Consider the following 12,555-nt stretch of genomic DNA (forward strand, 5'->3'; position numbering starts at 1 on the left):
AAGTAACGTATTAATTTGTGTGATTAGAAAACAAGTTATCAATAAGCTCATCTTCTAACGCAAATCGTGCTTCTAGCGCTTCACCGATAACAGATAAATCGTTATCAAAATCTTTTAATAAGTCTTCTTTATCTACTTCTGCGTATTTATCGTTAAAATCCAGTGCAATATCAGTTGTACTAGAAATGCGCGGGTAAATTGCATTGGCAAGTTCTTGGCTTTTTGGGCCTTTCTTTTCACAAGCTTTAGCAATGTCATCATAAATTTCAAAATGACCAGCAGACAAGTAATCCATCAGAATTTGGCAAAAAGATTCAATTTGATCAGGCTCTGGTAAAGCATGATCCTTTTTATCATATGGAGAAAAACCAGCCATTTTACAAAAGAGCACAATAAGCTCTTGGCGTTCATTTAACCATTTATCGATTACTGTGTGGCTACCACCCCATTTCTGTTGAGCTTTTTCTACACGCGTCAGCATAACTGTTCTCCTAGCTGGGTTGGTCTTTAAATTAAGTATAATAAGTTTATATACATCAAGATATATTTAATTTGCGTGTATATCAACAAGTAAAACAGATGTTCTAAAAGCGATGTAATTTATTGAATGGTAAATAGTGAGATTTATTGTAGGCAAGAAAAAACCACCGGTTAAGGTGGTCTAATTTCTTTCATTGGCTTGTTATAACAAGCTTTCTTATTTTTATGAGATAATTTTTATTGTTGTTATTTTAAAACTTTTATTTTTATTATTTTAAGATTTTTATTATTGTTTTTGTTAACGCGGGACAAACAATAACAAGCTTTTTTCGATGTTGCAAACATATTAATAAAAAGTTTTAAATGTTATGGTTTGTTTGCTTGTTTTATAGTCAAAATAGGTTGAAACCGTAGATTATATTGATCTGCCTCTAGGTAAGGCTGTTTTCGTCCCTAAGCAATAGAGGGTCGGAGAATATGGTGGTACAATCTTGCACAATTTATACAAGTCTTAGGATCATTTACGCCATGAGCGAATTAAAAAACGACCGTTATTTACGTGCACTTGCAAAACAACCTGTTGATGTAACTCCGGTATGGATGATGCGCCAAGCAGGACGCTATTTACCAGAGTATCGCGCTACACGTGCACAAGCGGGCGATTTTATGAGCCTGTGCCGTAATGCTGAGCTTGCATGTGAAGTTACACTGCAGCCACTACGTCGCTACCCGTTAGATGCTGCTATTTTATTTAGTGATATTTTAACGATTCCAGATGCGATGGGTTTAGGTCTGTACTTTGAAACTGGCGAAGGTCCTAAGTTCGAACGTCCTATTTCATCACTTGCTGATGTTAAAAAAATTCCAAAACTTGATCCAACTGACGAGCTTGGCTACGTAATGAACGCGGTAAGCACTATTCGTCGTGAACTTAAAGGTGAAGTACCGCTTATTGGTTTTTCTGGTTCACCTTGGACGCTAGCAACTTATATGGTTGAAGGCGGTAGCAGCAAAGTATTTGGTAAAATCAAAAAAATGGCGTTTGCAGAACCGCAAACACTTCATTTATTACTCGATAAGTTAGCTGACTCAGTTATTGATTATTTAAATGCTCAAATTAAAGCTGGCGCGCAATCGCTAATGGTATTTGACTCATGGGGTGGTGTATTAAGCCCGCGCGATTACAACGAGTTTTCACTGCAATATATGCATAAAATTGTAGATGGCTTAATTCGTGAATACGATGGTCGTAAAGTACCGGTTACTTTGTTCACTAAAAATGGTGGTCAATGGATTGAAGCTATTGCAGCAACAGGTTGTGATGCAATCGGCCTTGATTGGACTATTAATATTAGCGACGCTAAACGCCGTGTGGGTGATAAAGTAGCTCTACAAGGTAATATGGACCCATCTATGTTACATGGTACACCAGAGCGTATTCGCCAAGAAGTAGGCACTATTTTAGAAGACTTCGGTACAGGTAATGGCCACGTGTTTAACCTAGGCCACGGTATTACACCAGATGTAGACCCTGAAAATGCTGGCGTATTCATTAATGCAGTACATGAGCTAAGTGCTAAGTATCATAAGTAATAGTCACTTAAACAAGCTTTAAAACTGTTTAAAAGTAAAAAACCCGCTAAGTTGCGGGTTTTTTGTTACCTATTTATAAAGGCATTTAAAACTACTTATTTAAATAAGCGATTTAAACCATTTAATGCTGCAACACGGTAGGCTTCAGCCATGGTCGGGTAGTTAAATGTGGTATTCACAAAGTAGTCGATATTATTGCCACCATTTTTTTGTTCCATAATGGCTTGGCCAATGTGAACAATTTCAGAGGCACGCTCGCCAAAACAATGTACGCCAAGTACTTCTTTGGTTTCGGTGTGGAATAATATTTTTAAACTACCTACTTCAGTACCAGCAATTTGAGCACGTGCCAAATGCTTAAACTGAGCACGGCCAACTTCATATGGTACTTTAGCGGCTGTAAGCTCTTGCTCGGTTTTACCTACTGAGCTCATTTCTGGAATGGTATAAATACCAGCCGGAATATCAACAATCAGTCTGTCATCGCAGTTACCACATGCAATTGCATCAGCAGCTATACGACCTTGGTCAAACGCAGCACTTGCAAGGCTTGGATAGCCAATTACATCACCTACAGCGTAGACGTTATCAATTTCTGTTTGGTATGTTTCGTTAACTTTTAATTGGCCACGGCTATCGGCTTTTAAGCCAATGGCTTCAAGATTTAGTGTATCAGTGTTACCAGTACGGCCATTAGCAAATAAAATACAGTCAGCTTTTACACGTTTACCTGATTTTAAATGCATAATAACGCAATCATCACGCGTTTCAATTCGGTCAAACTCTTCGTTGTGACGTATAACAATACCGCTATTCCAAAAGTGATAGCTAAGCGCGTCAGATATTTCTGCATCCATAAAGGCAAGTAGTCGGTCGCGTGTATTAACTAAATCAACTTTAGCGCCTAAACCTTTAAATATTGACGCGTACTCACAACCAATAACACCTGCACCATAAATCAGTACGCGATGAGGGTCATGCTCAAGGCCAAGTATTGTGTCACTTTCGTAAATACGAGAATGCGTAAAATCCACCTCTGGCGGGCGATAAGGGCGCGAACCCGTTGCTATAACAATCGTTTTAGCAGTCAGTCGTTCGGTTGAGCCGTCATTTCGTTTTATTTCAATAGTGTGCTTATCTACAAAGCTCGCATCACCTTGAAACATATGAATGCGGTTGCGATCGTAAAAGCTACTGCGTAAATTAGATTGCTTAGAAATAACCGAACTGGCGTGACGTAAAATATCAGGAAATGTTAAGCGGCTAGGGCGCTCGCCAAAATTAAATAACGGGTTTGCTTTATATTCAATATAACGACTAACAGAGTGGCGAAGCGCTTTTGAAGGAATTGTGCCCCAATGTACACAACCGCCACCAACAGATTCTTGGCGTTCAATAACCGCTACTTTTTTGTCGTTTTTTGAAAGGTTCATGGCGGTACCTTCACCGCCAGGACCCGTGCCAATAATAATTGCGTCATATTGGTATGTCACGGGTACTTTTTTTTGTTCTGGTTGTTTGGCCACAGCCACTCCTAAATTAATTAAAAGAGGCTTTTAATAACCTCGCATTAAGTGCTAGCCATGCCTGTTTTTGATTTTCCCAGGCGGCTTCCAACTCATGGTATTGTGCCATTAATGCTGAGCGTTCACACTGCTTTGCCATGTTATTTTTTTTAACTTCTAACACTTGTTTTTGTAGTGAACAATAATTTTGCAGTTTTTTCAGCAGTAAATCGTACTCTTGTTGTAATAATGTAATCTTATCTTGTGCTAAAGGCAATTTTGCAAGACGCGTTTGCGTTTTACTCATGAGCGTTTCGGCCTTCGCTTTTTCTATACGCTCAACAGGAGTACGCTTTAACTTATTGGCTAAACCCACAGCTGCTAAAGAGCGGATCATCCATTTTGTTGGATCGTAATGAAACCATTTAATACCGTTACGGTAGTCGCTTGCAAAAATATGGTGGAAGTTGTGATACCCCTCGCCATAAGTAAATAACGCTAAAAAGCCGTTATCACGTGCCGTATTTTTTTCGGTGTATGGGCGAGAGCCCCAAATATGTGCAACCGAATTTATAAAAAAGGTAAAGTGTTGACTCAGTACTAAGCGTAGTAAACCTGCAAGAATTAACATCCCCCACACATCACCAACCAATAAACCAAGTATAAGAGGCAAGCCTACGTTCATAGCAATCACAAGCTTTAAGTAATGTTTATGTTGCCACATAACTATTTTATTGCGCTGTAAATCACGACAATTACTATAATCACCGTAGCTATCGCCTTGGTAGTCACGTAACATCCACCCGATATGGCTATACCAAAAACCATTGGTCGCCGCGTAAGGGTCTTTTATTGGGTCGTCAACTTGACCGTGGTGTATACGGTGATCGCTACTCCAATGCAATGCACTGTTTTGCAGTGCAAAAGCACCGCCAAGCGCAAAAATAAATTCAACTGCAGGGTGTGCGTTATAGGTTTTATGTGCCCATAATCGATGGTAGCCGGCAGTAATTGATAAGCCTGCATAAAACATGCAGCCTACAAAAGCAATCCAATGCGCGCTGGTAAATCCGTAGCTAATGGCGTACCAAGGTACAAGTGTGGCAGCCGCCAAAAAGGTTAGGCTAAAAAATAGGACGTTTGTCCAAATAATCGGTGGTTTATTCATAATTCTCAATCTCAGCGTACAACTGTAAGCTAAAATAGTATTTCAAACTCTTGTCGTCAAGTATTAGACTGTACAATTGAGCTAATATCACTAAATATTCATATAAAATAATTCAGGGAGCTGTTGATGTCGGGTGTTAGAGCGCAACAGAAACAAAAAACACGACAGGCGTTAATTCAAGCGGCATTTAATCAGCTGAGTGCTGATCATAGTTTTTCGAATTTAAGTTTACGCGAAGTAGCACGAGAAGCCGGTATTGCCCCAACGTCTTTTTATCGTCATTTTAAAGACATGGATGAGCTAGGTTTAACCATGGTAGACGAAGCCGGCTTAACCCTTCGCCAACTTATGCGCCAAGCTCGTAGACGAATAGCGAACGATGGCGGCAGTGTTATAAATACCTCAGTGGTTACTTTTATGGAGTTTATTGATAACTCAAGTAACCAATTTAGGTTGTTGCTGCGAGAACGATCTGGGACTTCTAAAGCATTTAGAGCCGCTGTAGCCCGCGAGGTAAAACATTTTATTTTAGAGTTGGCTCACTATCTAGAAAGCGAAACAAAGTGTAATGCCATTCACGCCTATATTCAGGCGGAATCTATGGTAACGCTCGTATTTAATGCGGGTGCAGAAGCGCTCGATATAGAAGGATTGCAACGCGACGAATTAATTGAGCGCGTTATTTGGCAGCTGCGTTATATTACTCGTGGAGCTGGGCATTACGTAAGAGAAACGAGTAAAGAAGCATAGCTTAAAAAAATTGCAAAAAGTTAATATAAGCACGGTATATTGTAGTGCTTATTAATTTAAGCGTCACTAGTCGCGTATTCGTTATTTTAATTCTCAATAAGCATCTGGTTTGAATTAAAAAACCCAATTGAATCATTTTTAAATCTGTTTTGTGGAATTTTTATGCTTGCTTCCATCGCTTTGTAATGTTAAAAATAGGCTTCACTGAACACACACAAGAAAACAAGATGCATATTATTCGTTTAATTACACTAAAACTTAACCTCTTACTGCTATGGCAAGTGAGCGGGGATTAGTGTGTTTGCATCGAGTTGAACACTAAAAACCCCGCAATTGCGGGGTTTTTTTTATCTCGCGGCTGGGATTAATTGAAATTTGGGTAACATAGGAATGAGGGGCAGTTATGCAAGAGCAAGATAAAGTATGGATTTTTGATACCACCTTACGTGATGGTGAGCAGGCACTTAAAGCAAGCCTTACTGAAGATGATAAAATTCAATTAGCGCATACAATTAGCCGCTTGAATGTGGATGTGATGGAAGTGGGTTTTCCGGTTTCGAGCCCTGCTGATTTTCGCTCGGTGCAACGTATTGCAACCGAGGTAAAAGGCCCGATTATTTGTGGTTTAGCACGCTCTGTTGCCAAAGACATTGAAGCCTGTGGCGAAGCACTTCGCACAGCACAACAAAGCCGTATTCATACTTTTATTGCTACAAGCCCTTTGCACCTTGAACATAAATTACGTATGAGCCTAGACGATGCAACGGCAATGGCTGTTAAATCAATTAAATTGGCGCGTAACTATACTGATGATGTTGAATTTTCGTGTGAAGATGCCGGTCGTACGCCGCATTGGGATTTATGCAAAATTGTTGAGCAGGCAATTAACGCCGGAGCTTCAACTATTAACTTGCCAGATACCGTTGGTTTTGTAACGCCAGACGAATACGCAGCGATGATCCGCCATTTAATGAATAACGTGCCAAATATTGATAAAGCGCGTTTGAGTGTGCATTGCCACAACGATTTAGGTTTAGCAGTAGCAAACTCGGTGGCTGCAGTGCAAGCCGGCGCACGCCAAATTGAGTGTACTATTAATGGCATTGGTGAGCGTGCTGGTAACTGCTCGCTTGAAGAAGTGGCGATGATCATGAAAATGCGCAAAGACCACTTAAAAGTATACACAGATATTAAAAGTGAAGAAATTTACCGCGCATCTCGTCAAGTGGCTAAAATTTGTAATATGCCAGTACAACCAAATAAAGCGATTGTTGGCGAAAACGCCTTTGCACATAGCTCAGGCATTCACCAAGACGGTGTATTAAAAGCGCAAAATACTTATGAGATTATGTCGCCAGAAAGCGTTGGTGTGCCAAGCAACCAATTAAATATGACTTCGCGTTCGGGTCGTCATGTTATTGAGCATCGGCTAGAAGAGTTAGGCTATCAAAAATCTGATTACGATATGGATGGCTTATATAAAAGCTTTATCGAATTGGCTGACCAAAAAGGCACCGTATACGATTACGACCTTGAGGCGATGATTTACTTTAATCAAATTAACGACAAAGACGAAAAATACCAATTAGAATTTGTTAACTCAGCCTCTAACTCACAATCGGTAGCAAGCTCTACCATTGGAATGCGCATTGATGGCGAAGCTAAACAAGAAGCCGCGACAGGTAATGGTCCAGTAGAAGCCTCGTTTGCAGCCATTGAACGCTTAACTGGTATGAGCGTTGAAATGATTGAATATAACTTAGAAGCGACAGGTCAAGGTGCAAGCTCATTAGGCCAAGTAAATATTATAGCTAAATACGATGGCCGACCTTACCACGGTGCGGGCATTGCAGCGGATGTGGTTGAAGCGTCGGTACGCGCCATGATCCGTGTTTATAACTTAATTTATCGTGCACAAAAAGTGTCTGATTTAAAACAACAAAGGAAAGCAGGATGAGTAAAACAAACTACAGCGTTGCCGTATTAGCTGGCGACGGTATTGGTCCAGAAGTGATGGCAGCAGCAGAACAAGTACTTGATGCTGTGAGCAATAAGTTTGGTTTTACCCTGAACCGTGAGCATTATGCAATTGGTGGCGCAGCCATTGACGAATTTGGTAAAGCATTACCAGAGAGCACACTTGCAGCGTGTGAAAACGCTGATGCTATTTTATTTGGTTCGGTAGGCGGTCCTAAATGGGAAAACCTACCACCAAACGAGCAGCCTGAGCGCGCATCGTTATTGCCGCTTCGTAAGCACTTTGGTTTGTTTTGTAATTTACGCCCTGCACAGTTATTACCTGCATTAAGTGCAGCGTCGCCACTTCGCGCTGATATTAGTGAAAAAGGGTTTGATATTTTATGTGTGCGCGAGCTTACTGGCGGCATTTACTTTGGCGAAAAAGGCCGCAGTGGTGAAGGCGCAGAAGAGTTTGCATTTGATACGCAAACATACTCACGAAAAGAAATTGAACGTATTGCACGCTTTGCTTTTGAAGCTGCAAAATTACGTAGTAACCATGTTACCTCTGTTGATAAAGCAAACGTACTTGCATCAAGTGTATTATGGCGCGAAGTAGTAACCGAAGTAAGCAAAGACTACCCAGAAGTAAGCCTAGATTACATTTACGTAGATAACGCCGCTATGCAGTTAGTTAAACAGCCTAGCCAGTTTGATGTACTACTTTGCGATAACTTATTTGGCGATATTTTGTCAGATGAGTGCGCCATGATCACAGGCTCAATGGGCTTATTACCATCGGCAAGCTTGAATCAATCGGGTTTTGGATTGTACGAGCCAGCAGGCGGTTCAGCACCAGATATTGCAGGTAAAGGCGTTGCAAACCCAATAGCACAAATTTTAAGTGCCGCATTAATGCTACGTTACTCGCTAGGGCAAGACGAAGCTGCACGCACCATTGAAAAAGCAGTAGCAGAAGCCGTAGAAGCAGGCGTTGGCACACCAGATATATATCCAAATGCAGGTTACAGCACAAGCGATGTGGCAGCAGCCATCGTTTCACGCATTTAATAACATATTAAAGTTGCAGCACCGTTATGCTGCAACTCAAACAGATTAGGGAATTAGCAAGTGGCCCAAACGTTATACGACAAAATTTGGCAAGCACATACCGTTGCCAGCATAAACGAGCAAACCGACTTACTTTATATTGACCGCCATTTAGTGCATGAAGTTACTTCTCCGCAGGCTTTTGCAGGTCTACGTGAAAAAAACCGTACTGTACGTTGCCCAGAAAAAACTTTTGCAACGATGGATCACAACGTATCGACTAAGAGCCGTTCACTTGATGCGGCAAGCGAAGTATCTAAAAACCAATTAATGGCGCTTGATAAAAACTGTAAAGAGTTTGGTATTGTACTTTACGATTTAAACTCGATTAACCAAGGCATTGTGCACGTAATGGGCCCAGAGCAAGGTATTACCTTGCCAGGCACAACCATTGTATGTGGCGATAGCCATACCTCTACACATGGTGCGTTTGGTGCATTAGCGCATGGTATTGGTACGTCTGAGGTTGAGCACGTATTAGCAACGCAAACGCTACAGCAAAAAAAGGCGAAATCGTTAAAAATTCAAATTAACGGTGTATTGCGTCCAACGGTTACGGCTAAAGATTTAATTATGGCGGTTATTGGCAAGTTAGGTACCGCTGGTGGCACAGGTTATGTAGCTGAGTTTTGTGGTGCAGGCATTGAAGCGCTTTCAATGGAAGCCCGTATGACGCTATGTAATATGAGCATAGAAATGGGTGCAAAAGCGGGTTTGATTGCATCTGACCAAATTACCTATGATTACCTAAAAGGTCGTCCGTTTGCACCTAAAGGCGCAGATTTTGATGCAGCCGTTGAATATTGGGAAACTTTAAAAACGGATGAAGGCGCACACTTTGATTTAGTTGTTGAGCTAAATGCCGACGACATTCAGCCACAAATTACTTGGGGCACAAGCCCAGAGCAAGTAATTGGTGTTGATGAGTGCATACCCGATCCAGATAAAGAACCAGATTTAATTAAAGCCGATGCTATTCGCAGCGCGCTTAAATACATGGATTTAAAAGCGGGCGATAAATTATCAAGCGCGAAAGTAGACACGGTATTTATTGGCTCATGTACTAATAGCCGCATTGAAGACTTGCGCGCTGCTGCAAAAATTGTTGAAGGCAAACATGTTGTTGTCGGCATAGAGGCGTTAATTGTACCGGGCTCTGGCTTAGTTAAAAAACAAGCTGAAGACGAAGGCTTAGCCGATATTTTTAAAGCCGCAGGCTTTGAGTGGCGGGAACCAGGTTGCTCTATGTGTTTAGCGATGAACGATGACCGCTTAGAAGCGGGCAAGCGCTGTGCATCTACTTCTAATCGTAACTTTGAAGGCCGCCAAGGTCGTGGCGGGCGCACGCATTTAGTAAGCCCTGCAATGGCAGCAGCAGCTGCAATACATGGTCACTTTGTTGATATTAGAGGAGAAGCCTAATGAGCGTGTTTTTTAGTGGCTTAATGGCCCCACTTGATAAAAACAATGTTGATACTGACCAAATTATTCCTAAGCAGTTTTTAACATCAACTAGCCGTGAAGGTTTTGATGCTGCATTGTTTTATGATTGGCGTTACCTAGATAACGGTGAGCCAAACCCTGACTTTATTTTAAATCGCCCATGCTACCAAGGCGCGCAAATATTATTAACGCGCGACAACTTTGGTTGTGGCTCATCTCGCGAACACGCACCATGGGCGCTTAAACAATACGGTTTTGAAGTAATTTTAGCTGAAAGCTTTGCTGATATTTTCTTTAATAACTGTGGCAATAACCAAATGCTTGCCATTGCACTGCCAGCGCAAATATTAGAAGACTTATTTGTGTTAAGTGAGCAGCATGACGATATTTACATTGATGTGGATTTAGAAAACCAGCAATTGCGCAGCAATAAATTTGCGCCAATCAGCTTTGATATTCGCAAAGACGTGAAAGAGCGTTTATTGAGTGGTTTAGACTTTATTGGTGTAACCGAGACCTTAAATCCGCAAATTGATGCGTTTGAAGCAAAACTTGCCGCTGAGCGTCCTTGGCAATAACCTGATTTTTCTATGTGAACCTAAACGCGGCGAAAGCCGTGTTTTTATTTGTATGAAAACCTAAAATTTTCAGTTGAAACTATATTTCTAATCAGTTTACGTTAAACATATTAAGGTGTACTCTTTTCATTAAGTAAAGGGAAAGCCTCTAGCAATTTATCACTTCATTACTGCTTTTCTTAGGATAATTTTAATACTTAACTCTATCAATAACAAAGGATGTAAAATATGCAATCAACTGAACGACGCTGGGTTTATTTTTATGATTTTCATTTGAGGTCTTACCCTGATGATGCCCCTCAATTCGATTTTGTTGAAGTGTTAGATAAAGTTGAGCATATTTGGAAAAATGGAAAAGCTGTACATCAATATAGAAAAAATGAAATAACTATAAGAGTCAAAGATTTCAAAAGAATAGATGGATTTGTGATGCTTTTACTGCATGCATCTGATGTCAAAGCTACTGATCCAGCATTTTCGAACACTCAAACTGGTGCCGTTAGAGTTGAAGTCAAGAAAAAATTTGAAGGTATTGGCGCAGCCTGTCATGTTTTATTTAGTCTTGATTGTATAAAGGAGAAGAAAGGTTGGCACCTCTCTGTAATTGAGGAAGTTACAGGTTTACCAAAGTCTACAATTGAACAGTTCTTAACTCGCCTCTTTCAGATAAGTTGTAAGTCAACCTATAAAAAGCCAGGCAGTAAAAGCAAGGAAGGGAATATCTGTAGGCCTATGGCTTCTTTTAATGGCCACGCTAGCTCTACATTGCAGAACTCTCTAAAACATAGCTCTTTGCAAGGGATAACTTTATTAAATAATAATGATGGCAATTTTATTGATGATAATAAAGAACTGAGAATGTCAGAACAAGCTATCAAGTTGAGAGTTTCAGGGAAGCCAACAGGAAGCAAAGCATTGGAGTTGATCAAAAAAGCTACAAGTTTTGGTAAGAAAAAAAATTACGACGAAGTGAGGGTGCAGTATTCTGAGGTCGTATCCGAAGAGGTAACAACGAATGAAAAAGGTGAGAAAAAGACTAGGCAAGTAAAGAAACAACGAACTATGCCTTTCAATTCCAAAGAAGCTGACATTGCGAACTTACTTTTTACTAAGTCAGAACTAATTGAATTAAATAATGAAATAGGTCAATGTGAAAATAATATACACCAAGAGCTCGCAAATAATATGAAGAAGATGCTTGAAAAGGCTATAAAATAAAATGGATATAATATGCAAGTTACTTGCCCCAATGCGCTATTTGAAGATTAGTAATAGGCAGAAAAGGTTAGTTGACTTTGTGATTCCAATTATTATAGCAATTTTAACCTGTCTAATATTTTATTTCCTACCAAGGCCGATTGCTGTATTGGGTGATAAAGGAATGATTCACTCAGTGAGTGGTTTTCTGCAAGTGTTGACCGGTTTTTACATTGCAGCCCTCGGCGCAATAGCTACTTTTCCAAACCCCAACATAGATTCACCAACTGATGGCATACCTTTAAAACTTGATGATAAAGTGTTAAGTCGAAGACAGTTTTTATCATACATGTTTGGTTTTCTATCATTTGTTAGCTTCCTATTGGTATTTTTTAGCAAAATAGTTATTAGTGCAGGAAGCAATATCGAACTACTTTTAAATTCTTTTAATTCTATCTACTTAAATATACTTAAGTATTTGTTTTTATTTGTTTATGTATATTCTATTTCATTGATTATGTTAACAACTTTTTTTGGTCTTTATTACCTAACGGAAAAGATACATGAAGAGAAGACTGAATTTACAAGTGAAGTTGGAGACGTAAAAGATGAACCAAAGAATAAAAGTGAGTTTTAACAATTTAGAGCAGCTTTAACGAAACTAATCATTATGGTTAGATTTATTCTTACTCGCCGTATAGCAGCTTATCGTAATTGTTTTCTTTATGTCCATTAAACCATTAGCCTAAGCTAAAATTTTATTTAGGGGATA

11 protein-coding genes are annotated in these 12,555 nt (G+C 40.0%); 8 read left to right on the forward strand and 3 right to left on the reverse strand.

The window, feature by feature from the left end:
* Positions 1-10 precede the first annotated feature (10 nt).
* Complete coding sequence (rsd, locus tag AC0VZ4_RS00695) at positions 11-481, reverse strand: sigma D regulator (protein WP_475440630.1); 471 nt, start codon at positions 479-481, stop codon at positions 11-13.
* Between the two features lie 527 nt (positions 482-1,008).
* On the opposite strand from rsd, the gene hemE reads away from it, so the two are divergent.
* On the forward strand, positions 1,009-2,073 hold the full coding sequence (gene hemE / locus AC0VZ4_RS00700; RefSeq protein WP_002961084.1) for a uroporphyrinogen decarboxylase: 1,065 nt from the start codon (positions 1,009-1,011) through the stop codon (positions 2,071-2,073).
* A 95-nt stretch (positions 2,074-2,168) separates the two neighbouring features.
* On the opposite strand, the gene sthA is transcribed toward hemE, so the two are convergent.
* Both sthA and AC0VZ4_RS00710 read right to left on the reverse strand, forming a co-directional pair.
* On the reverse strand, positions 2,169-3,599 hold the full coding sequence (gene sthA / locus AC0VZ4_RS00705; RefSeq protein ID WP_475440631.1) for a Si-specific NAD(P)(+) transhydrogenase: 1,431 nt from the start codon (positions 3,597-3,599) through the stop codon (positions 2,169-2,171).
* Positions 3,600-3,612: 13 nt separating this feature from the next.
* The gene (locus AC0VZ4_RS00710; protein ID WP_033030296.1) at positions 3,613-4,746 is read right to left on the reverse strand and encodes an acyl-CoA desaturase; all 1,134 of its coding nucleotides are present in this window, start codon (positions 4,744-4,746) and stop codon (positions 3,613-3,615) included.
* A 126-nt stretch (positions 4,747-4,872) separates the two neighbouring features.
* On the opposite strand from AC0VZ4_RS00710, the gene fabR reads away from it, so the two are divergent.
* From fabR to AC0VZ4_RS00745, 7 genes are all read left to right on the forward strand, one after another.
* Entirely contained in the window at positions 4,873-5,496 is a 624-nt protein-coding gene (gene fabR / locus AC0VZ4_RS00715; protein ID WP_475440632.1) for an HTH-type transcriptional repressor FabR, read from the forward strand.
* Positions 5,497-5,899: 403 nt separating this feature from the next.
* Positions 5,900-7,453, forward strand: a complete 1,554-nt coding sequence (leuA, locus tag AC0VZ4_RS00720; protein ID WP_002961090.1) for a 2-isopropylmalate synthase — start codon at positions 5,900-5,902, stop codon at positions 7,451-7,453.
* Positions 7,450-8,526 carry a 3-isopropylmalate dehydrogenase gene (leuB, locus tag AC0VZ4_RS00725; protein ID WP_007376376.1) on the forward strand — a complete coding sequence of 359 codons (1,077 nt, stop codon included), beginning with the start codon at positions 7,450-7,452 and terminating at the stop codon, positions 8,524-8,526. The genes leuA and leuB overlap by 4 nt, the downstream gene beginning before the upstream one ends.
* A 60-nt stretch (positions 8,527-8,586) precedes the next feature.
* Complete coding sequence (leuC, locus tag AC0VZ4_RS00730) at positions 8,587-9,987, forward strand: 3-isopropylmalate dehydratase large subunit (RefSeq protein WP_475440633.1); 1,401 nt, start codon at positions 8,587-8,589, stop codon at positions 9,985-9,987.
* Positions 9,987-10,586 (forward strand): 3-isopropylmalate dehydratase small subunit, encoded by a 600-nt coding sequence (leuD, locus tag AC0VZ4_RS00735; RefSeq protein WP_475440634.1) that lies wholly within the window; start codon positions 9,987-9,989, stop codon positions 10,584-10,586. Before leuC ends, leuD begins: the two co-directional genes overlap by 1 nt.
* A gap of 228 nt (positions 10,587-10,814) precedes the next feature.
* Positions 10,815-11,804: a hypothetical protein gene (locus AC0VZ4_RS00740; protein ID WP_475440635.1), complete on the forward strand. Its 990-nt coding sequence runs from the start codon at positions 10,815-10,817 to the stop codon at positions 11,802-11,804.
* Position 11,805: 1 nt separating this feature from the next.
* Complete coding sequence (locus tag AC0VZ4_RS00745) at positions 11,806-12,420, forward strand: hypothetical protein (RefSeq protein ID WP_475440636.1); 615 nt, start codon at positions 11,806-11,808, stop codon at positions 12,418-12,420.
* Positions 12,421-12,555: the final 135 nt, after the last annotated feature.

The organism is Pseudoalteromonas sp. QJM3NY_22 (assembly GCF_056173065.1).